General features: G+C 65.7%; 17 protein-coding genes and 1 pseudogene. 10 read left to right on the top strand and 8 right to left on the bottom strand.

Features of this window, described 5'->3' with window-relative positions; genetic code table 11:
• Positions 1–13: 13 nt before the first annotated feature.
• The 7 genes and pseudogenes from KDD17_RS18540 to bchF all read right to left on the bottom strand — a co-directional run bounded on the left by KDD17_RS18540 (position 14) and on the right by bchF (position 9,959).
• A complete protein-coding gene (locus KDD17_RS18540) occupies positions 14–1,441 on the bottom strand; it encodes a PucC family protein (protein WP_212706570.1) in 1,428 nt (475 codons plus the stop codon).
• Positions 1,438–2,139, bottom strand: coding sequence for a magnesium protoporphyrin IX methyltransferase (gene bchM / locus KDD17_RS18535; protein ID WP_212706569.1), 702 nt, complete (start codon positions 2,137–2,139; stop codon positions 1,438–1,440). Before bchM ends, KDD17_RS18540 begins: the two co-directional genes overlap by 4 nt.
• On the bottom strand, positions 2,139–3,038 hold the full coding sequence (bchL, locus tag KDD17_RS18530; protein WP_212706568.1) for a ferredoxin:protochlorophyllide reductase (ATP-dependent) iron-sulfur ATP-binding protein: 900 nt from the start codon (positions 3,036–3,038) through the stop codon (positions 2,139–2,141). Before bchL ends, bchM begins: the two co-directional genes overlap by 1 nt.
• Before the next feature lie 22 nt (positions 3,039–3,060).
• Entirely contained in the window at positions 3,061–6,594 is a 3,534-nt protein-coding gene (locus tag KDD17_RS18525) for a cobaltochelatase subunit CobN (RefSeq protein ID WP_431358167.1), read from the bottom strand.
• Positions 6,584–8,114, bottom strand: a pseudogene (gene bchB / locus KDD17_RS18520) (ferredoxin:protochlorophyllide reductase (ATP-dependent) subunit B). The gene KDD17_RS18525 and the pseudogene bchB overlap by 11 nt, the downstream one beginning before the upstream one ends.
• 91 nt (positions 8,115–8,205) lie before the next feature.
• Entirely contained in the window at positions 8,206–9,486 is a 1,281-nt protein-coding gene (locus KDD17_RS18515) for a ferredoxin:protochlorophyllide reductase (ATP-dependent) subunit N (protein WP_212706566.1), read from the bottom strand.
• On the bottom strand, positions 9,483–9,959 hold the full coding sequence (gene bchF, locus KDD17_RS18510) for a 2-vinyl bacteriochlorophyllide hydratase (protein ID WP_212706565.1): 477 nt from the start codon (positions 9,957–9,959) through the stop codon (positions 9,483–9,485). The genes KDD17_RS18515 and bchF overlap by 4 nt, the downstream gene beginning before the upstream one ends.
• Before the next feature lie 354 nt (positions 9,960–10,313).
• On the opposite strand from bchF, the gene KDD17_RS18505 reads away from it, so the two are divergent.
• Together KDD17_RS18505 and ppsR are read left to right on the top strand one after the other, a co-directional pair.
• Complete coding sequence (locus KDD17_RS18505; RefSeq protein ID WP_212706620.1) at positions 10,314–10,871, top strand: hypothetical protein; 558 nt, start codon at positions 10,314–10,316, stop codon at positions 10,869–10,871.
• A gap of 112 nt (positions 10,872–10,983) precedes the next feature.
• Positions 10,984–12,405, top strand: a complete 1,422-nt coding sequence (ppsR, locus tag KDD17_RS18500; protein ID WP_212706619.1) for a transcriptional regulator PpsR — start codon at positions 10,984–10,986, stop codon at positions 12,403–12,405.
• Here the strand turns inward: ppsR and KDD17_RS18495 are convergent.
• The gene (locus tag KDD17_RS18495; RefSeq protein WP_212706618.1) at positions 12,402–12,848 is read right to left on the bottom strand and encodes a MarR family winged helix-turn-helix transcriptional regulator; all 447 of its coding nucleotides are present in this window, start codon (positions 12,846–12,848) and stop codon (positions 12,402–12,404) included. The genes ppsR and KDD17_RS18495 overlap by 4 nt on opposite strands.
• Positions 12,849–12,943: 95 nt before the next feature.
• On the opposite strand from KDD17_RS18495, the gene KDD17_RS19000 reads away from it, so the two are divergent.
• Genes KDD17_RS19000 through KDD17_RS18455 form a run of 8 tightly spaced genes read left to right on the top strand, consistent with a single transcriptional unit; the run spans position 12,944 to position 22,263 of the window.
• Complete coding sequence (locus KDD17_RS19000) at positions 12,944–15,223, top strand: Rieske 2Fe-2S domain-containing protein (RefSeq protein WP_254797027.1); 2,280 nt, start codon at positions 12,944–12,946, stop codon at positions 15,221–15,223.
• Positions 15,220–15,690, top strand: coding sequence for an aromatic-ring-hydroxylating dioxygenase subunit beta (locus tag KDD17_RS18485; RefSeq protein ID WP_212706617.1), 471 nt, complete (start codon positions 15,220–15,222; stop codon positions 15,688–15,690). Before KDD17_RS19000 ends, KDD17_RS18485 begins: the two co-directional genes overlap by 4 nt.
• A complete protein-coding gene (locus KDD17_RS18480; protein ID WP_254797026.1) occupies positions 15,687–17,270 on the top strand; it encodes an AMP-binding protein in 1,584 nt (527 codons plus the stop codon). Before KDD17_RS18485 ends, KDD17_RS18480 begins: the two co-directional genes overlap by 4 nt.
• On the top strand, positions 17,270–18,439 hold the full coding sequence (locus KDD17_RS18475; protein WP_212706616.1) for a thiolase family protein: 1,170 nt from the start codon (positions 17,270–17,272) through the stop codon (positions 18,437–18,439). Before KDD17_RS18480 ends, KDD17_RS18475 begins: the two co-directional genes overlap by 1 nt.
• Positions 18,436–19,677, top strand: a complete 1,242-nt coding sequence (locus KDD17_RS18470) for an SDR family NAD(P)-dependent oxidoreductase (protein ID WP_212706615.1) — start codon at positions 18,436–18,438, stop codon at positions 19,675–19,677. Before KDD17_RS18475 ends, KDD17_RS18470 begins: the two co-directional genes overlap by 4 nt.
• Positions 19,674–20,441, top strand: coding sequence for a cyclase family protein (locus KDD17_RS18465; RefSeq protein ID WP_212706614.1), 768 nt, complete (start codon positions 19,674–19,676; stop codon positions 20,439–20,441). Before KDD17_RS18470 ends, KDD17_RS18465 begins: the two co-directional genes overlap by 4 nt.
• Positions 20,438–21,235 carry an SDR family NAD(P)-dependent oxidoreductase gene (locus KDD17_RS18460; RefSeq protein ID WP_212706613.1) on the top strand — a complete coding sequence of 266 codons (798 nt, stop codon included), beginning with the start codon at positions 20,438–20,440 and terminating at the stop codon, positions 21,233–21,235. The genes KDD17_RS18465 and KDD17_RS18460 overlap by 4 nt, the downstream gene beginning before the upstream one ends.
• The gene (locus KDD17_RS18455) at positions 21,235–22,263 is read left to right on the top strand and encodes a TRAP transporter substrate-binding protein (RefSeq protein WP_212706612.1); all 1,029 of its coding nucleotides are present in this window, start codon (positions 21,235–21,237) and stop codon (positions 22,261–22,263) included. Before KDD17_RS18460 ends, KDD17_RS18455 begins: the two co-directional genes overlap by 1 nt.
• Positions 22,264–22,333: the final 70 nt, after the last annotated feature.

Below are 22,333 nucleotides of genomic sequence, written 5' to 3'. Positions count from 1 at the left end.
AGGTAAAGGGTGGTCAGGTAGGGAAGTCGGCAAGGCCCAGGGGCTCTGCCGGGTCGGGGCCCATCGCGCGGGCGCGGACCAACGGGCCGAGCGCGATGAGGGTGATGAACAAAAGGCCAATCTCGATGTGATAGACCGTGGAATAGCCGGTGGCGTTTGAATTCAGCGCGGGGCCGAGCGTGCCGCCGAGGGCTGCGTGGTTGATGACGTCGCGCAGCGCGCCGCCGGCAAAGATCGACAGGCCCGCCGCCGTGGCCTGTGCCGCGCCCCAGGCGCCAAGCGCCAGACCGCGCCCGGCAGTGCCGGTCGTGTTCAGCGTCATGGCCGCCGTCAGCGTCGCCACGGCAAACAGCCCGCCGCCCAGCCCGATGCCGAAGGCGCCCGCGAAGAACAACGCGCCGCTTTGCAGCGGGCCTGCGAAGATCACGGCGCAGAAGGCGCCCAGACCGATGAGTATCCCGCGCGCGGCCATGCGCATGGGTTGCGTCGCGGCCTTGAGCCAGCGCGCCGCGAGGCCGAAGCCGATCAGCGCACCCGCCGCCCAGAGCGCCGTCAGCAGCGTGGTGGCGGAAACCGACAGGTCCAACACTTCGCCGCCGTAGGGTTCCAGCAGCACGTCCTGCATGTTGAACGCCAGCGTGCCGAGGAAAACGACCAGCAGCAGGCGGGTGGCATCATTGTCGGAGGTCAGATCGCGCCAGGCATCCGCGAATTGCGGACGCGGCGCCTCACGCTCCGCGCGCGACATCGGGTTCATCCGCTCCTGTTTCCACAGGGCCACCACGTTGAGCACGAGGGTGATGACGGCGGCGCCCTGCACCACCTGCACCAGCCGCAGGGCGCTGAAATCGCGCAACAGCGTGCCGATCAGCACCGCTGACAGCCCCATGCCAATCAGGAACATCACGTAGAGCAGGGCCACCACGCGGGGGCGGGTTTCATCGCTCGCGCGGTCGGCGGCGAGTGCGAGACCGGCGGTCTGCGTCATGTGCATGCCGAGCCCTGTCAGCAGGAAGGCCAGCGCCGCGCCGACTTCACCCGCCCAGGCGGGGCCCGCGACCTGATCGCCCGAGAGCACCAGAAGCCCCATCGGCATGATCGCCAGACCGCCGAATTGCCACAGCGAGCCGAACCACAGGTAGGGGATGCGTTTCCACCCGATCGCCGAGCGGTAGGTATCGGAGCGAAAGCCCAGCAGCGCGCGGAAGGGGGCGACCAGCACCGGGATTGCGATCATGATCGCCACGATCCAGGCCATCACGCCCAGCTCGACGATCATCACGCGGTTGAGCGTGCCAAGCAGCATCACCGACGCCATCCCCACCGACACCTGAAACAGCGACAGGCGCATGAGCTGGCCCAGAGGCAGCTCCGCGCTGATCGCGTCTGCGAAAGGCAGCGTGCGCAGGGTCATGGATTTGAGGGCGGTGTGCAGGCTCATGCGCGGTACTCCAGCGCCTGAGAGATGTAGAAGCCCGAGGTCACACGGCGGATGTCGCGCAGCTGTCCGGTGGGCAGGGCGGCGGCAAGGCGCGCGGTGGTGTGCGGCACCATCGTGGGTGAGCGGTCGGCGCGGGGGAAAAGCTTTCCGATGCGCCACATCGCCATCAGCAGCGGCGTGCGGGGGGCGACGGTAAAGACGGTGCTGTGTTCGATCCGGGGCGCGAGGGCCATCAGCATCCGCCCGATATCCTCGGCGGTGTAGTAGATCAGGCTGTCCATCGCGACCGTGTAGTCGAACCGCCCCAGCGCGGGGTTGAGCATGTCGCCTGCGGAGAACCTGAGACGATCTGCGACCGCGCCGGGCGCGCGTTTACGCGCGATATCAATGAGTTGCGGGGAGATGTCGACTCCGTGCACATCCGCGCCGCGCGCGGCCAGCTCGAACGCCAGTGCGCCGGTGCCGCAGCCCGCATCGAGGATGCGCGCGCCGCGCAGATCTGCGGGCAGCGTATCGAGGATGGTAGTCCGCATCTCGTCACGCCCCGCGCGCACGGTCGCCCGGATGCCGGATACGGGGGCGTCCGAGGTCAGACGCTCCCACGTCTTGGTGGCGGTGCGGTCAAAATACGTCTCCACCCGGTCACGGGTGGAGGTATATTCGGCGCCCTCGCCGGGGGTGTCGACAAAATCGCGCATCAATCGAATCCCAGAAGATCAAAGATTTCGCGGTCGGGCAGGGACGCGGGCGCGAGGCCCTCGGTGCCGTTCCACAGGGTTTCGGCGAGGCGGATGTATTCCTTTTGCACGGCGGCGATCTCATCATCGAGATCCATTTCGAACAGCGTCCTTTTCTTGAGCCGCGAGCGGCGGATCGCGTCCAGATCGGGCAGATGGGCGAGCCGGTTGAAGCCCACTGTCTCGCAGTAGCGATCGACTTCGTTCGTGTCCTTGGACCGGTTGGCGACGCAGCCGGCCAGACGGACCTTGTAATTGGATGATTTCGCCTCGACCGCGGCGATGATGCGGTTCATCGCGTAGATGCTGTCAAAATCATTGGCGGTGACGATCAGCGCACGGTCGGCGTGCTGCAAAGGCGCTGCAAAGCCACCGCAGACCACATCGCCCAGCACGTCAAAGATCACCACATCGGTATCTTCCAGCAGGTGATGCTGTTTGAGCAGCTTCACCGTCTGACCCACGACATAACCACCGCAGCCGGTGCCCGCGGGCGGCCCGCCGGCCTCGACGCATTTCACGCCGTTGTACCCTTCGAACACGAAATCCTCGGGGCGCAGCTCCTCGGGGTGGAAATCGACCTCCTTGAGGATGTCGATGACCGTGGGCACCAGACGGCCCGTCAGGGTGAACGTGCTGTCATGCTTGGGGTCGCAGCCGATTTGCAGCACGCGTTTGCCCAGTTTGGAGAACGCCGCCGACAGGTTGCTGGAGGTGGTCGATTTCCCGATGCCGCCCTTGCCGTAGACGGCAAAGACCTTGGCGCCTTCGATCTTGTCGGCGCTGTCCAGCTGGACCTGAACGGAGCCTTCTCCGTCTTGTCCCCGCAGGTTCGGCATGCCTTTGTCGAGTGGGCTCATTCTATGTTCCTTCCCTGAGAGGTCATTCGGCTGCAATGCCCTCTAGTTGATCTTCGATGGCGTCTGCGGCGTCTTGCAGCGCGGCGAGTGTTGCGTCGTCGGGGTGCCAGTATTGGCGGTCGGAGGCTTCGATCAGGCGGTTTGCCATGCGCATCGAGGCCTGCGGGTTGAGATCGGAGAGCCGTTTGCGCATCTCGGCGTCCAGCACGAATGTCTCTGACAGGCGTTGGTAGACCCAGGGATCCACAGTGCCGGTGGTCGCGGACCAGCCGACGGTGTTGGTGATATGCGCCTCGATCTGGCGCACGCCTTCGTGGCCGTGTTTGAGCAGTGGTTCGTAGAATTTCGGGTTGAGGCTGCGCGCGCGGGTCTCAAGCGCGACCTGATCGCGTAAGGAGCGCACCTTGGTGCCGCCCATGGTTTGATCGCCGATGAACACGGGCGTCTCTGCCCCGCCCTTGGCGCGTTTCACCGCGCTGGCGATGCCGCCGAGGGTGTCAAAGTAGTGGTCGACTGAAGTGACCCCCAACTCGACGGATTCGAGGTTTTGGTAGGCGAGATCGACGTGCGCGAGCGTGTGTTGCAGCAGGGCCGCCTGCTGGCTGGCCTCGCCATCTGTGCCGTAGGCAAAGCTTTTGCGGGCCTGATAGGCGTCGGCCAGTTCGCTTTCGTCCTCAAAGGCGGAGCTGTCGACAAGCTGGTTCACGTTCGAGCCGTAGGCGCCTTCGGCATTCGAGAACACGCGCAGCGCCGCCGTCGCCATATCGCCGCCCTGCGCCGCGATGAAGGCCAGTGCGTGGGCGCGGATCGGGTTCATGGCCGCAGGCTCATCCGCTTCGGCGCATTTCAGCGCGGCATCGGCGAGCAGTTTGGTTTGCAGCGGCAGCAGATCGCGGAAGATGCCCGAGAGCGTCATCACCACATCGACGCGCGGGCGGCCCAGCTGTGCCAGCGGGACCAGATCGGCGCCGCAGAGGCGGCCGTGTGCGTCAAAGCGGGGCGTACAGCCCATCAGCGCCAGCGCCTGCGCGATGGGGCCGCCGCCGGATTTGATGTTGTCGCTGCCCCAGAGCACGAGGGCGACCGAGCGCGGCGTGCCTTCGTAGGTTTTGAGCAGTGCATCTGCCTGCCGCGCGCCGGCGATCATCGCCTCGGCCGTGGGCATGCGGAAGGGATCGAACGCGTGGATGTTGCGGCCCGTGGGCAGGATTTCGGGCGCGCGGATCACGTCGCCGCCGGGGACGGGCGCGATATACTGCGCGTTGAGTGCGCGCATGAGCGCGGGCAGCTCGGCGTCCTGCGTCAGGCGGGCGCGCGTCAGGGTGCGCTCCTCGGCGGTGAGGGACATCTGATCGAGCGTGTTTTCAACCGCGTCCGGGGTCATTTCCCGCCCGACGACGTGCAGACCGTCGGGGATCAGCGCCGCTTCGGTCTCCAAGACCTGCAGCCAGAGCGTATCGGGATCGCTGCCGTCAAGATCGACCGCTTCGGCCTGCGCGGCGACCAGATCGCGCAGATCGGTCGCATCGGCGCCGGGGGGCAGGGCGCGCAGCGAGGAAAGCGATTCCTTGAGCGCGGTCAAGCCTTTGTAGAGCCCTGCGTTTTGCAGCGGCGGCGTTAGATGCGTGACCGTCACAGCGCCCGCACGGCGTTTGGCCAGCGTCGCCTCGGACGGGTTGTTCGCCGCGTATAGGTAGACGTGCGGCAGGTTGCCCATCAGACGGTCGGGCCAGCAGTTCGCGCCCATCCCGTTCTGCTTGCCCGGCATGAATTCAAGCGCGCCGTGCATGCCGAAATGCAGCACCACATCGGCGGCCAGATCGCGGCGGATGTAGTGGTAAAAGGCGTTGAAGGCATGGGTCGGGGCAAAGCCACGCTCGAACAGCAGGCGCATTGGATCGCCTTCGTAGCCGAAGGTGGGCTGCACGCCGACAAACACCTTGCCGAACTGCGCACCGAGGATGAACACCTCGCGCCCGTTTGACTGGATCTTGCCGGGGGCGGGGCCCCAGACGGATTCGATCTCGTCCAGCCACGGCGTCTGCGCGACAATCGCATCGGCGCTGACGGTGGCGGCGACGTTGGCCTCCTGGCCGTGCAGCTCTGCGTTGCCTTTCAGCACGGCGGCGCGCAGATCGTCCACGGTCGCGGGCGGTATGACGTCATAGCCTTCGGCCTGCATCCGGTGCAGCGTGGCGTGCAGGCTCTCGAACACCGACAGATAGGCGGCGGTGCCCACGGCGCCCGCGTTGGGCGGGAAGCCGAAAAGCACGATGGCGGCGGTTTTATCGGCGTTGCGCTTGCGGCGCAGGGTGGCGGCGCGCAGCGCGCGCTCGACCAGCGCATCGATGCGTTCGGGGCAGGGGGCCATCGCCTTGACGTCGCCCACGGCAGCGCAGCGGTGCGCGCAGCCGGTGCAGCCTTCGGAGCCATGGCGCCCGGCAAAGACGGTGGGATTGGTCGCACCGTCCAATTCCGGTAGCGCGATGAGCATCGTGGTCTCGACGGGGCTGAGCCCTTGGGTGCCGCCGGCCCATTGCTGCAATGTCTGGAATTCCAGCGGTTGCGCGCTGATGTAGGGCACGTCGAGTTTTTGCAGGGCGGCAACGGCGCCGTCGCTGTCGTTGTAGGCTGGCCCGCCGACGAGGCTGAAGCCTGTGAGCGAGACCAGCGCGTCGATCCCGCCCATATAGGCGTCCATCGCGGGCCGCCCGTCGAGGCCGCCGGCAAAACCGGGGATCACACGGCAGCCGCGCGCCTCAAAGCTGCGGATGACGTGATCGTAATGGGCCGTATCGCCCGCAAGGATATAGCTGCGCAGCATCAGGATGCCGATGGTCGGCCCGTCGCGTTTGGGCAGATCGGCAAGGTCGGTCGTGATGCCGTGACCCGGAAGATCGGGGTGGTAGAGGCCGCAATCGGGGTAGTCGACGGGCAAGGCCGCCGGCGTGCCCTGCCACGCGGGCACACGGGCGTAGCGCGAGATCAGGAAGCGCACCAGCGCCTCGATATTGTCGTCAGAGCCGCCGAGCCAGTATTGCATGCACAAAAACCACGCGCGCAAATCCTGGCTCTTGCCGGGTATCAGGCGCAGGATCTTGGGCAGGCGGCGCAGCATCTTCATCTGGCCCGCGCCGGAATTGCCTTCCTTCTTGGCGGGCTTGAGCTTTTTCAGGAGCGCCATGGCGCCGGAGGCGGGGCGCGACATGTCCAGATCGCCCATGCGCGTCAGCTGCACGATGGATTGATCTGCGATGATGCCGATCATGGCGTCGCAGGCATCGCGGCGCGCTTCGAGCGCGGGCACGATGGCCTTGAGGTGATCCTCAAGGAACAGCACGGAGGAGACGACGATATCGGCGCGGGCCACATCGTCCTGCGCGCGGGCGAGGGCGTCTGCGTCCTTCTCCCATTCGGCGGCGGCGTGGATGATCAGCCGCAGACCCGGGAAATCCTGTGCCAGACGCGGGGCCACACGTGCGGCGGGCCCGGCCGCGTGGCGGTCGAGCGTCACCAGAACGATGGTGTACGGCGTATGGCTCACGTCATCGCGCAAAATGTGCCTTTGCTTCATAGAGGGTATCGACGGAAATCTCGGAGAGGCCACGCTCGGAGGCGAAGCTTTCGGTGTTGCGGCGGGCCTTGCCGCGCACGAAGAACGGGATCTTTTTCAGCTCCCGCTCCGCGGTGGCGAGCCAGATCACATCCGTGCCGGTGGGGGCGGTGTCGAGCGCTGGCTCGGGCGCGGGCTGCGCCTTGCTTGCGGGCGCGTGGCCGCCGTGGTGCGAGGGGCCTGCGGCGTCGTTGAATTCAAAATCCTCGCGGAACATGTGCAAGAGGTGTTCCTCAAGCCCCATGACCAGCGGATGCACCCATGTGTCGAAGAGCACATTCGCGCCCTCGAACCCCATCTGCGGGGAGTAGCGCGCCGGGAAATCCTGCACGTGCACGGGGCAGAGATCACGGCGCAGGGGATGCCCAACCGCTTGCCGATATGCCGCTCCATCTGGGTGCCTAGGATCATCTCGGGTTGCAGGGCCTCGATCGCGGCCTCGACCTCAAGGTAGTCGTCGGTGATGAGCGCCTCGACGCCGTAGTCCTTGGCCAGCGCGCGGATGGGGCGGGCGAATTCGCGGTTGTAGCAGCCCAGGCCCGCCACTTCGAAGCCCATCTCGTCGCGCGCGACGCGGGCGGCGGCGGCGACGTGGGTGCCGTCGCCAAAGATGAACACGCGCTTGCCGGTCAGATAGGTGCTGTCGACGGATTTGGCCCACCAGCGCTGGCGCTGGCGGCTGTCGTCGATGGGCGCGGTGCTGCCGGAGATCATGCGGACCTCGGCGATGAAATCCTCGGTGGCGCGGGCGCCGATCGGGATGACCTTGGTATAGGGTTGGCCAAAGGCGCGTTCGCAATGGCGCGCCGCCTGCTCGCCCGTTTCGGGGTAGAGCAACACATTGAAATGCGCGGCACCCATGCGGGCGATGTCCGACGGTGTGGCGCCCATGGGGGCGGTCACATTGACTTCGATCCCAAGCTCGTAGAGCAGATTGGTGATTTCGGCCACGTCGTCGCGATGACGGAAGCCAAGGGCGGTGGGGCCGATGATGTTGCAGCTGACCCGCGCGGTTTTCTCGACCGGTTTGGCGAGGTGGCGCACGATCTGCAAAAACGTCTCATCCGCGCCAAAGTTTTCCTTGCGCTGGTAGCTGGGCAGCTCAAGCGGGATCACGGGGATCGGCAGGCCCATGGTTTCGGCCAGACCGCCGGGGTCGTCCTGAATGAGCTCGGCGGTGCAGGAGGCGCCGACGATGATCGCTTCGGGCTTGAAACGGTCATAGGCTTCCTGACAGGCCTGTTTGAACAGCCCCGCCGTGTCGGAGCCCAGATCGCGGGCCTGAAAGGTCGTGTAGGTGACGGGCGGACGGTGATCGCGCCGCTCGATCATCGTAAAGAGCAGATCGGCGTAGGTGTCGCCCTGCGGGGCGTGCAGCACGTAGTGCAGCCCCTTCATGCCGGTGGCGACGCGCATGGCGCCGACGTGCGGGGGCCTTCGTATGTCCAGACGGTGAGCTTCACGAGGTCACCTCGTGAAGTTTGATCGTCAGTGCGCGGCAGCGTCCCGCAAAGCGGGGCGCGTTCGCACCCATTTGCTGTTTCGAGAGCAACATCATTCCGCCGCCTCCAGCACGCCCTTGCGACGGATGGGGCGCGCGAACAAAGCGGCCAGATCGCCCGCCTGCTCGTAGAAATGCACCGGCGTGAACACCAGTTCGATCGCCCATTTGGTGCTGAGGCCCTCGGCCTCCAGCGGGTTGGCGAGGCCAAGGCCGCAGACCGTCAGATCGGGGCGCGCCGCGCGGCAGCGGTCGAGTTGCAGATCAACGTCCTGCCCTTCGGAGATTTGCGGCCCCGTGGGCAGCAGGTCCAGATCCGGGCCGTGCAGCGTGTCGTGGATGTAGGGGGAGCCGACTTCGAGCGGGGTCATGCCACATTCGCGCGCGAGGAAGCGGGCGAGCGGGATTTCCAGCTGGCTGTCGGGGAAGAAGAACACCGATTTGCCGCTGAGCGTCTCGGCGGCGGCGGCCACGGCCTGCCGCGCGCGGCGGCGGGGCGCATCGGTGACGCGGGCGAATGTCTCGGCATCGACGCCAAATTCCTCGGCCACGGCGGCGAGCCAGGCGGTGGTGCCCTCCTCGCCCAGCGGAAAGGGGGCCGCGATATGGCGCGCGCCGCGGCGCACAAGAGCGGCGTGAGTATCGCCAAGGAACGGTTGGGTCAGGGCGAAAACGGTGTTCTCTCCGATCCCCATCTCATCGTCGATGTTCCGGGCGGGCAGGACGCGGACGGGGCCGATGCCCATGTCGTCCAGCAGGCCAAGCATCTGGTCCTCGACCACATCGGGCAGGGCGCCGACGACCAGCAGCTCGCGCGCGTCGGTCGTGGGCAGCACCGGCACCATGGAGGCCAGGCAGGCGTCCTCCCCTTGGGTGAACGTCGTCTCGATGCCGGAGCCGGAGTATTCCAGCACGCGGACCTTGGGGGCGAATTGCTGCGTCAGACGCTCCGCCGCGCGGCTCAGGTCGAGCTTGATCACCTCGGACGGGCAGGAGCCCACGAGGAACAGCTGGCGAATGTCGGGTCGGCGCGCCAGCAGCCGTTCAACCTCCCGGTCAAGCTCCGCATGGGCATCGTTCAGGCCCGCAAGGTCCGATTCTTCGAGAATCGCCGTGCCGAAACGCGGCTCGGCAAAGATCATCACGCCGGCGGCGGATTGCAGAAGATGCGCGCAGGTGCGCGAGCCGACGACAAGGAAGAAGGCATCCTGAATCTTGCGGTGCAGCCAGATGATGCCGGTCAGGCCGCAGAAAACCTCCCGCTGGCCGCGTTGTTTCAGGATCGGTGCGCTGCGGCAGCCGATGGCGGGGGGTGGCGGGGTTTGGTCGGTCATGCCGGCACCTCGGATTGCAGGCGCGCCATGCGCAGTTTCCAGACGAATTGTGCGGCGTTCACCACATAGGCGGCATAGGCTAGCAGGGCGGTCACCATCAGCGCTTGCGGCGTCATGGTTCCGGCCAAAAGCCCATAAATATAAAGGGTATGCAGGGCGATGACGCCAAAACTGAACACGTCCTCCCAAAAGAACGCGGGCGCGAAAAGCCACTGGCCGAACACGACCTTTTCCCAGATCGCGCCGGTTACCATGATGAGGTAGAGAAGAGCGGTTTTCAGAACCACCGATGCGGTCGCGATGGCGTAGCCTTCGCCGGTCATAAGATAGCGCAGAACCAGCACCAGCGAGACCGCGAACACGGCAAATTGCACCGGCGCCAGAATGCCCTGCACAAGCGTCCACCGCGTCGCATCCCGCCGCGCCCGCTGGGCCGGTGTGTACAGGATCGAGGGTGGCGTGGAAGGGCGCATAAGGGACTCCCGAAGGTCACGTGTCAGAGTTGAAAACTGACATCACGCACCTCAAGTGTCAACTTTGATTTACAGGCTGCCATTGTGGGCGAAGACATGATATAGCTATCAAACGCCATAAAAGATTGACTGCGCGCGACATGCATTAAATTGCCTGTCAATTACAATTGACATTGCACTATACTGTGTAGACGATAGCTGCGTCACGACCGACCGCCCCATTTCCTACACGCAGCATCCCTCGCGGAGGTTTTGCCGATGCGCCGCATAGAGGCCGCAACACCGTTCAGCGCTACAGACCCCGTTGGCGGAGTTGCGCGGCGTGCGCTGTCGGTTCTCTCGCAGGAAATTGCGATGCAGTATCCTGACACCTCCCAGCGGCTACTTGTGCGATTTCTTGAGCAGCTTTATGCCGCCGTGCGCGCGCCGGGGGCCGATCCGCTGCGCGACGTGCTTGATCTGATGCGACGCTCGGGCATCCGGGCGGCGGATATCGCTGATTTCTATGTGCCCGTTGTGGCTCACCGGCTTGGTCAGGGCTGGTGTGACGATACGCTCGATTTTGTGCAGGTCTCGTTGGGCTGCGCGCGGCTGCAATCGCTGTTGCAGCGGCTGGATGCCAGTTGGTACTGCCCCGACGCGGGCGGTTTCGGCACCGGTGTGCGTCTGGCGGTGATCGTACCGCGCGGCGAGCAGCACAGCCTTGGCGCGCATATCCTCACCGGGCAGCTGCGGCGGGCGGGTTGTGCGGTTGATCTGCTGATCGACCTCGATGACGCCGCGATCGTGCATCATTTGGGCGTGTCGGCGCCGGATGCGACGTTGATTTCGGCCAGCCGGTGGCTGTCTCTTGATTCCCTGCATACGCTTGTGAGAAACATCCGCGGGGCCCGGGGGTTCGGCCGGTGCTGATCGGCGGCAGTATTTTGGACAGAGGCAGGGATGTCTTCAGGGAAGTGGGCGCGGATCACGCCGCCAACGATTGGCAGTCGGCAATGGAGTTCTGTGAACAGAGAATTGCGCGATGACGGCCGTAGATGATCCTGTCTGGGTCGCGGGGCATGCGCCGGATATCGACGCGGGTCTTGTGCCGGATATTCTGTCGCGTGTCGCCGATGTGACCTTTGTCCTCTCCGGCGCGGCGGAGATCAGGGCAGTGCTGTGCCATCCAGCGTTCAAAGGGCGCGATCAGGTCGCCCGCCTGCAGGGTCGTGCGCTGCGCGACACGCTCACACCAGAGAGCGCCGAGAAATTCGATGCGAGGCTCGCGGAATTTCGCGATCATGGCACGCTTGACCGTTCTGTCGAGCTGAACCACGCGGCGGACGACGGGTTTGACCTGCTGCCGATGCGCTACAGTTTCCAAAGCCTTGGCGACACCGGTGAGATGCTTTTGTTGGGTCGGGATCTGAGCCCGATCGCCCAGATGCAGCAGCAGTTGATCGCGGCACAGATCACGCTTGAGAAGGATTACGAGGCACGGCGGGCATTTGACACGCAGTTTCGGGTGCTCATGGCGTCGGTGTCGGATGCGATGCTTTTCATTTCCCTTCCCGACGGTCGGGTGACCGACAGCAACCCCGCCGCGCGCAGTCTGCTGGGCAAGCAGGGCGGCGACCTGAATGGGCTGACGCTGGACCATCTGTTTGTCGGGGGCGACAAGGAGCCGGTCGCCGACCGTCTGGCGACCAGTGCGGCAGGCACCAAGGACGCGGCCGTATCGCTCAAGGCGCAGGCGTCGGGGCGGATGGTGGCGATCACGCCCACGCTCTTCCGTGCGGGCGGTGAACAGGGCATGCTGTGCCGCGTGGTCGGTGCCAAGGCGGCGGTGCCGAAGGTCGACACGCTGAGCGATCATCTGCTCGGACTTTACGAAAAAGGCGCGGATGCGATTGCCTTTGTCTCGCCCGACGGGGCGATTTTGAGCGTCAATGAGGCGTTTCACGATCTTGCCGACATCACCCAGGGGCAGGCGGTCAAGGGTCGCTCGCTGGCGGAGTTTCTCAGCCGGGGCGGCGTCGATCTGAACGTAATGCTTGAGAACGCCAATCGCAGCGGCACCATGCGTGCCTATACCACCAGGATTGTCGGCGCCTTTGGCTCTGAGCGCGCAGTCGAAATTGCAACGACGCATTTGCGGGCGGGATCGGCGCCGATCTTTGCGCTTGTGATGCGGGATGTCAGCCGTCTGGAGGCGGGGCGCAATGAGACCGCGCAGCTGGGCGAGGTCGATACCCAATCGGTGATCGAGCTGATCGGTAACCAGCCCCTGCGCGACATTGTGGCCAGCACCACGGATGTGGTCGAAAAGATGTGTATCGAAACGGCGGTCGAGCTGACATCGAACAACCGGGTTGCGGCCGCCGAGATGTTGGGCCTGTCGCGTCAGTCGCTCTACGTCAAGCTGCGCAAATACGGTCTGCTCAAGACCGGAACAAACGGCTAGCCCGCCTTTGGATCGAGTGCTGCAAGCAGCGCTTGCAGCGCGGGGACCAGCCTGCCACGATCCGTTTCCGACAATCGTTTCAGCAATGCCGCTTCATGGGCGCGGGCGCGTGTGACCAGATCCTCGGCGATCGCGCGGCCCTTGGGCGTGAGGTAGATCCGCCGCCGCCGTTTGTCTTTGGCGTCCTCGCGCCGCTCCAGCAGGGCGCGGTCAACCATGCCGTCGATGATGCGGGTCAGGCGCGATTGCTCGAGCATGGCGAATCCGGCCAGCCGCGTAATCATCTGCCCGTCGTCGTCGAACAGACACGCAAGCACCCGCCATTCCGGGACCCGCAGCCCGCGCGCGCGCACTTCGGAATGAAATTCGGCACTTGCCGCTTCGGAGGAGGCAGCCAGCAAATACAAAAGGTAAGACGAGACAAAGGGCGTTTGAGGGCTCATGCGCGCAGGCTTGTCCGTCCGCCGTGATTTCACAAGCAAAATAATCCTTGACCAAAAGAATATGAAATTTCATGTTTATCGTCAGGGAGGGCGCCATGCCGGTACTCAGACTGCACAGCATCGACGACGTGACCGACCGCATCCGGGTGATGCGCTTTGTCTCTGCCGACGGGGAATCGCTGCCGGAATATTCGGCAGGCGCGCATGTGGAATTTGATCTGGGCGCTGCCGGGACGCGGGCCTATTCGCTCATCGACTGGCCGCAGGTGCCGCAGGGATACACCGTCGCCGTGCAACGCGAACCGCAGGGAGACGGCGGATCGCGCGCGATGCATGCGCTGGCGGTTGGCGATCGGGTGACCGCCACGGCGCCCAAGAATGATTTTGAGCTGGGCGGCGCGGATCCGGTTTTGCTGCTGGCGGGGGGAATCGGGATCACACCGATGATCTCGATGGCCACGGCGTTGCAGGCCGCCGGGCGCCCCTTTGCGCTGCACTATACCGGGCGCAGCGCCGCCGCGATGGGGTTTGTGGACGATCTGCGGGCGGCCTTTGACGAGGCTGTCACGGTCTATTGCGACGATGCCAATCCGCTGGATCTGGGCGCGCTGATGGCCGCGCAGGCGCCGCAGACGGCGCTGTATATCTGTGGTCCGCGCGGGATGATCGAGGCCGCGCGCACGGCAGCCACGCAGGCGGGGCTGACGGATATCAACGTTGAGTTATTCGCCACGCCCGAGGGACAGGCGCAGGACCGCCCCTTTGAGGTAGAGCTGGCCGGGAGCGGCCAGAGCTTCACCATCCCGCCGGGGAAAAGCATCATCGAAGTGCTGGAGGCGGGCGGCGTTGATCTGACCTACGACTGCCAGCGCGGCGATTGCGGGATTTGCCGGACCGAAGTGCTGGAGGGCGTACCAGACCACTGCGACGTGGTGCTGACAGAGGCCGAGCGCGCGGCGGGCAACGTGATGCAGATCTGCGTGAGCCGGGCCAAATCAGAGCGCCTTGTGCTCAAATTGCGCGAGGCGCGTGCCGGGGTGACTGCAACGCGCCAGCCCAAGGCCCGCCGCCGGGGCGGGGCCGCGGATATTCGCGCGCTGGTGCACGCGGGGCAGGTGCACCGCGACGTCTATACCAGTGCCGAGGTCTACCGGCTGGAGATGCAGCACCTCTTTCGCAACGCCTGGGTGTTTGTCGGGCACGAAAGCCAGACGGCACAGCCGGGGGACTACTACACCACGCAGATCGGCGATCAGCCGGTCATTCAGGTGCGCCACAGCGACGGCGAGATCCACGTTTTGCACAACCGTTGCCCGCACAAGGGCACCAAGATCGCCATCGACCGGGAGGGCAACACGGGCAAGTTCTTTCGCTGCCCCTATCACGCGTGGAGCTTCAAGACCGACGGTTGCCTGCTCGCCATCCCGCTGGCCAAGGGTTATGACAACACCGCCCTGAACGAGAGCGAGAACGCCAAGGGGATGAAGGCGGTGGGCGCTGTGCGCAACTACCGTGGCTTCATCTTTGCGCGGGTGGCGGAGGAGGGGATTTCGTTCGAGGCGTATTTCGGCGACAGCCTGTCGAGCATCGACAATATGGTCGACCGCGCCCCCGCCGGGCGGCTGGAGGTCGCGGGCCCGCCGCTGCGCTACATGCACAAGTGCAACTGGAAGATGCTGGTCGAGAACCAGACCGACACCTGCCACCCGATGGTCGCCCATGAAAGCAGTGCCGGCACGGCGGTGAAAATCTGGGAAGAGATGGGCAACCCCGAACCGCGCCCCGCCGCGATGCAGATCATCGCGCCCTTCATGAGCCCCTATGAGTTCTTTGAGGATATGGGCATCCGCACCTGGCCCAACGGGCACGGGCATACGGGCGTGAACATGTCGATCCATTCGGATTATGACGCCATCCCCGGCTATTTCGAGGCGCTGACGGAGGCCTATGGCGCGGCGCGCGCGAAAGAAATCCTCGACGAGAACCGGCACAACACGGTCTATTTCCCCAACATCATGGTTAAGGGGCCGATCCAGCAGCTGCGCAATTTCATCCCTCTGGGGCCGGACAAGACGCTGGTGGAAAGCTATATCTACCGGCTTGTCGGCGCACCCGATGAGCTGTTGGCGCGCACGGCGATGTATAACCGCATGATCAACGCGCCAACCTCCATCGTCGGGCACGATGACCTTGAGATGTACGAGCGCGCGCAGGAAGGCATGATGTCGGACGGGCTGGAATGGGTTGATATCCAGCGCCTGCGCACCGGGCCCGAGGATTTCAGCGCCGAGGCGATTGAGAACGGCACGACCGAGCGGCAGATGCGCAACCAGTTTGACGCCTGGCTCACCTTCATGACGGCGGACATGCAGTGATCGCGCGGGAGGCGATCATCGATTTCCTCTACGACGAGGTACGGATGCTGGACGAGGGGCGGTTCTCGGAGTGGCTCGACCTGTGGCTGCCGGATGGGCATTACTGGATGCCACTGGATTACAAGCAGACCGATCCGCATCTGGTCACCTCGCTGATGTACGAGGATATGTTCATGCTGCGCCTGCGGGTGGAGCGGCTGGAGGGCGCGCGGACCTTCAGCCAAAAGCCGAAAAGCCGCTGTCACCACGTCATCCAACGCCCCTTTATCGACCGGATCGAGGGGGACAAGATCACCACCAACACGTCGTTTCACTATGTCGAGACGCGGCTGGACGATCAGTTCCTTTTGGCCTGTACCGCGACCCACGATCTGCGCGTGGTCGACGGGCGGCTGCGTATCGCGAACAAGCGGGTGGATCTGCTGAACTCCGACGCGGCGTTCGGCAACATCCAGTTGCTGCCGTGAGGTTTGACGCCGATACCGTGTACGGCGCCTTTGAGGGCGCCGCGCGCCGCTGGCCGGATCGGGCGATGCTGTGCACCCTGCCGGGGGTGGCGGAGATCTATGACATCCCGGCGGGGGAGCTAACCTACGGTGCGGCGCTGGCGGAGGTGGGCGCGCTGGCGGCGCGGTTTGCGGACGCGGGATATGGCGCGGGGATGCGGGTCGGGCTGCTGCTGGAGAACCGTCCGGTGTTCTTCGTGATCTGGCTGGCGCTCAACAAACTGGGGGCGAGCGTCGTGCCCATCAACCCCGATCTGCGCGCGGCAGAGCTGGAGTATCTGATCGCTCACGCTGAACTGGCGCTGATCATTTCCATACCCACACGTATGGAAGAGCTGGGCGCCGCCGCCGGGGAGGCAGGCGTTGATCTGGCGGTGATCCCGCCCGAGGGCATGCCGCCGCGCCCGCGCGCGGGGGCCGCTGTGGCTGAGGCGCGCACAGGCGAGGCGCGCGAGGCCGCGATCCTTTATACCTCGGGCACGACGGGCAGGCCCAAGGGCTGCGTGCTGCCCAACACCTATTTCCTGATGGCGGGGGAGTGGTACGCAGCGCTCGGCGGGATCGCCACGCTGCGGCAGGACGGCGAGCGGATGATCACGCCGCTGCCGATTTTCCACATGAACGCGATGGCCTATTCCTTCATGGCGATGGTGGCGGTGGGCGGGTGCCTGATCGCGCTTGACCGGTTCCACCCGCGACAGTGGTGTTCGGATGTGGCGGCCTCGGGGGCGACCTGCCTGCACTACCTTGGCGTGATGCCCTCGATGCTGATGGGTCTGCCGGAGGGACCACACGACAGCGCCCATGCCGTGCGCTTTGGCTTTGGTGCGGGGGTGGACCCCAAGCTGCAGGAGGCATTCGAGACGCGGTTCGGCTTTCCGCTGGTCGAGGCTTGGGCGATGACCGAAACGGGCGCGGGCGCGGTGATCGCCGCCGCCTCCGAAGACCGGCTGGTGGGGCAGGCCAGCATCGGCGCGCCGGGGAGCGAGGTTGAGGTACGGCTGGAAGGCGACAGCCCGGATCAGGGGGAGCTGTTGGTGCGGCACGCGGGGCGCGACCCCCGGCGCGGCTTTTTCTCGCACTACGAAAAGGATGCGGAGGCAACGGCGCAGGCCTGGGCGGGGGGCTGGTTTCACACCGGCGATATTGTGCGGCGCGGCGCGGACGGAAATTACTTTTTCGTCGACCGGAAAAAGAACGTCATCCGCCGCTCGGGCGAGAATATCGCGGCGGTGGAGGTGGAATCGATCCTCATGCGCCACCCGGCGGTGCGCGCCGCAGGGGTGGCCGCCGTGCCCGACGAGATGCGCGGCGACGAGGTCTTTGCCTGTCTGGTGGCCGACGCAGACGCAGAGGAGATCGCGCGCTGGTGCCTGGGGCAGATGGCCTATTACAAGGTGCCCGGCTACATCGCCTTTGTCGATGCGCTGCCGCTGACGCCCACGCAAAAAATCCAGCGCGCCGCGCTGAAAGCGCTGGCGGCGGAGCTGTTGCCGCAGGCCGCCGATCTGCGGCACCTCAAGAAACGGCAGGTGGCGTGATGGTCGCCTCGTACGAAGGGGTCGCGCTGGTTGCGCCCTATTCGCACCCCTACCAGCGCTATTCCAACGACAGCGCGCATTGGTGGATCGCCAAGGCGCTGCGCGGATCGCTTGAGATGGCGGGGCTGACGACGCGCGACATCGACGGGTTTTGCGCCTCGTCCTTCACGCTGTTTCCCGATACCGCCGTGGCGCTGACGCAGCATTTCGGGATCAGCCCGCGATGGCTCGATCACATTCCCATGGGCGGGGCGAGCGGGATCGTGGCGCTGCGCCGGGCCGCGCGGGCGGTGCAGGCGGGCGATGCGTCGGTGGTGGCTTGTGTGGCGGGGGATACCAATCACATCGACAGCTTTCGCAATCTGCTCTCGGGCTTTTCGCGCTCGGCGCTCGATGCGTCCTACCCTTACGGCTACGGCGGGCCGAACGCGAATTTTGCGCTGCTCACGGATCGCTACATGCACGAATTTGGCGCCACGCGGGAGGATTTTGGCCGCCTCTGTGTGGACCAGCGCGCCAATGCGCTGCGGGCCACGGGCGCAGTGATGAAAAAGCCGCTGAGCCTCGCGCAATACCTTGGCGCGATGATGATCGCCGATCCGATTGCGCTGTTCGATTGCGTGATGCCCTGTGCGGGGGCAGAGGCTTTTCTGGTCATGTCGGTGGAGGAGGCGACCCGGCGCGGCCTGCCCTTTGCCACGCTGAGCGCCGCGATTGAGCGGCACAATGCCCACGCCGATGATCCCATTCAGCTGCGCGGCGGCTGGACAGTGGATATCGACACGCTGTGGCAGATGGCGCAGGCCGGGCCGGGCGATATGGATCTGGTGCAGACCTACGACGATTACCCGGTCATCAGCTTCATGCAGATCGAGGATCTGGGCTTTTGCGCCAAGGGCGGTGCGGCTGATTTCCTGCGCGGGCGTGATACGACCGTGACCGGAGATTTCCCGCACAACACCAGCGGCGGGCAGTTGTCGGGCGGGCAGGCGGGGGCGGCGGGCGGCTATATCGGGCTGGTGGAGGCGATCCGGCAGGTGACGGGGCAGGCGGGCGGCACGCAGGTGGCGGAGGCCAGGCGGGCGCTCGTGTCGGGCTTTGGTATGATCAATTTTGACCGGGGTGTGTGCTCTGCCGCGGCGGTCTTGCAAACGGGGGTGCGCGCGTGACCGATCCGCTTGTCCCGCCGCCGCGCAAGGACCCGCAAAAGCGCAGCGTGTCGCCCACGCGCCCGCCCGAATGGCGCTCGCGCGCGGCGATGGGGCTGACGGCGGCGGCGGCCGAGACGCGGTTCGCGCTGCAAAGCTGTACAGAGTGTGGTGCGCTGCAATACCCGCCCCGCGATGCCTGCCGCAGCTGTCTGGGCACCGATCTGCCGTGGGTCGATGCCGACCCCGCAGGCACGTTGCTGGCAGAGACGACCGTGCGCCATTCGACCAAGCTCTATTTCCGCGAGAGGGTGCCGTGGCGCATGGGGAGCGTTCAGCTGGATGCGGGCCCCGTGGTGCTGTGCCATCTGCACCCCGATGTGACCCCCCGCGCCCGCGTGCGGATGACCAACCGATTGGACCGGGCCGGGCAGGGTGTGCTGATCGCATTGCCGCAGACGCCGACCCCCCACATGCAGGAGGCACCGATCATGCGGGCCGTGACGAGTGATCCGAAACTGCGGCGCGTGCTGATCACCGACGCGCGCGCCGCGCTCACCCCCGCGCTGACGCGCGCCTTGCTGGAGGCGGGGGCTGCGACGGTGTTTGTCGGCCTGTCCGAGGCGTGGCGCGGGCCGCTGCCGCAGATCGAGGGCGCCGAGGTGCTGCCGCTGGACGTGACCGACACCGCCTCGGTGCAAAAGCTGGCGGGCGAGATTGGCGGCAAGGTGGATATTCTCATCAACACCGCGCGGTTTCTGCGCCCCGGTGGGGTGCTGGCGCGCGGCGATACCGGGTTTGCCGCGACAGAGATGGAGGTGAACGCCATGGGCCTGATGCGGCTGGCGCAGGCGTTTGGGCCGGGCATGTGCGGGCGCACTGGCGATGGGGTGAACAATGCGGTGGCCTGGGTCAACATCCTCGATGCGCACGCGCTGTCCCCCGATCCGGCCTATGGTTCGTTTGGGGCCAGCCAGGCGGCGGCGCGTGCGATTGCGCTGTCGCTGCGGGGGGAGTTCCGGGCCAGTGGGCTGCGGGTGATGAACGCCTATGTCGGCCCGACCGAAGAGGACTGGTTCGCCCCGCTCCCCCCGCCCAAGGTCGCACCCAAAGCACTGGCCCGCGACATCGTGGCAGGATTGCAGGACGGGGCCGAGGATATCTGGTGCGGCGACGTCGCGCGCGATCTGCGCGACCGCTGGCGCGCGGATGCAAAAGTGCTCGAACGGGAGCTGACCATGGGAGGGGACGCGCCATGACGCTTGCCGATTTTGCAGCTGCCATCGCCACGGGGCAGGTGGAGGTGATCGACCTCACGCACACGCTCGACCCCGATTTCCCGGTGATCGTGCTGCCGCCGGAGTTCGGCCAATGCGCGCGATTCCGCATGGAAGAGATCAGCGCCTATGACCACCGTGGCCCCGCGTGGAAGTGGCACAACATCACCATGAGCGAGCACACCGGCACGCATTTCGACGCGCCCGCGCATTGGATTTCCGGGCGCGACGTGCCGCACGGCACGGTGGACGAGATCGACCCGCAGGCGATGGTTGGGCCGGTCTGCGTGATCGATTGCTCCGACGGCGCGACGGCGGACGATGATTTTGAGCTGACACCCGCGATCATCGACGCCTGGGAGGCGGCGCACGGCCCGATCCCCGCGGGCGCGTGGGTGCTGATGCGCACGGATTGGTCGCAGCGCCGGGGGGCGGCGTATCTCAACATGGCGACGGACGGGCCGCATTCGCCCGGCCCCACGCCAGAGGCGATCCGCGCGTTGCTGGCCCGCGACATTCGCGGGTTCGGGACAGAGACGGTCGGCACCGACGCGGGGCAGGGCGCGCATTACGTGCCGCCGTATCCGGCGCATTTCCTGCTGCACGGCGCGGGTAAATACGGGCTGCAATGTCTTGCAAACCTCGACCGGCTGCCGCCGACCGGGGCGGTGCTGATCACCGCACCGCTCAAGATCAAGGGGGGAACGGGCAGCCCGCTGCGCGTTCTGGCGCTGGTGCAGCGATGAGCCACACAGCATTGATCACCGGCGGCAATCAGGGCTGCGGCGCGGATCTGGCGCGGGCGTTGTTGGCGCGGGAGTATACCGTGATTTCGATGGCCCGGCGCGCGCCGGACTGGTCGCACCCCCGGCTGCATTCCGTCGAAGCCGATCTGTTGGACGCTGATGCCGTGACACAGGCGGCAGCAGAGGTCGCGGGCGCGCATGAGGTTACGCATCTGGTGCACAATGCCGGGCTGATCTGGCCCAATCTGGTGGAAGACGCGCAGCCAAGCGACATCACAGGCCTCGCGCAGCTGCACCTTGGCGCGGCGCTGACGCTGGTGCAGGCCTGCCTGCCCGCGATGAAGGCGCGCGGATTTGGCCGGGTGCTGTTCAACGCCTCGCGCGCGGCCCTTGGCGCGCCCACGCGCACGGCTTACGGCGCGACAAAGGCCGGGATGATCGGCATGGCGCGCACCTGGGCGCTGGAGCTGGCGCCGCATGGCATCACCGTCAACGTCGTGGCCCCCGGCCCGATCCTGACCGACAATTTCTGGGGCATCGTTGAAAAAGACAGCCCGCGACAGGAGGCCCTCGCCAAATCACTGCCCGTGGGGCGGCTGGGCACGGTGGAGGACGTGACCAACGCCTTCCTCTTTTTCTGCGACCCGGCGAGCGGCTTTGTCACCGGACAAACCCTCTATGTCTGCGGGGGGCGAGCGTGGGCACGCTTCAGATCTGAACTGGACTCACACATCGAATTGACGCAGAGTAAGTGTTACAAAAATATAAGAAACCAACCTAAGGGAGAAACATAATGACCAAATTCACACATTTCCTTGCCGCGACGGCGGTGGGGCTTGGCCTTGGCACTGCGGCGATGGCGCAGGAAAAGACGCTGACGATTTCCACATGGCTGCCGCCCTCGCACAGCATCAACGTCGACATGTTCGAAGGGCTGATCGACATGATGGAAGAGGCGACCGACGGTCAGGTCACCGCCGAGATCAAGAGCGGGCTGGCCCCCCCGCCCGCGCAGATGGATCTGGTGATGGACGGCGCCGCCGACATCTCGATCATCTTCCACGGCTACCAGCCGGGCCGCTTTGTCGGCACCAAATTGATCGAGCTGCCCGGTTACGAGGGCAACGCGGAGGCCGCATCTGTCGCCTACTGGCGTGTGCATGAGGCGATGCTGGCCGAGCTGGACGAGCACCGCGGCGTAAAGCTGATCGGTCTCAGCACCCATGGCCCCGGCCAGATCCACTCCAATCAATCCGTCACCACGCTGGCCGATCTGGACGGGTTGAAAACCCGCCTTGGTGGCGGTGTGGCCGGGGATGTCGGCGCGGCCGTGGGTCTGATCGGCATCAACGTGCCCGCGCCAAAGGTGTACGAGACGCTCGATTCCGGTGCTGCTGACGCGGTCGCGATGAACGTGGGCGAACGTCTGGGTTTCAAGCTGACCGAAGTGGCCGAGAACCTCTATGTCATGCCCGGCGGTCTCTACCGTGGGTCCTTCGCCGTGCTGATGAGCCAGGAAACATTCGACAGCCTGAGCGACGAACAGAAGGCCGCACTTGACGCGGAGGTGTTCGGCGAGCCCTTCTCCCGGCTGATGGGGGCCGCGTGGGATAAATCCGACGCCGATGCCTATGCCGCGACAGAGGCCGCCGAGGGCAACACGATCACCGAAGCCTCCGCCGCCGATCAGGAGGCATTCGCCACCGTGGCCGCGGACGTACGCGCCAAGGTTCTGGCAGAGATCGCGGATGCCGGAATCGACGCGCAGGCCGCCTATGACATGGTCGTGTCAGAGATGGCCAAGGAAAGCGGCGGCTCCTGAGCCCCACCGCAGACAAGCAAGCGGGGCGCGCGTAGCTGGCAGCGCCCCGCAGAACTCCCCTTGATCGAAA

This window comes from Sulfitobacter albidus (genome assembly GCF_018200035.1).
Classification (GTDB): Bacteria; Pseudomonadota; Alphaproteobacteria; order Rhodobacterales; family Rhodobacteraceae; genus Sulfitobacter; species Sulfitobacter albidus.
The sequence above is the reverse complement of the archived record's forward strand: the minus strand, read 5'-3'. Positions and strand labels throughout refer to the sequence as shown.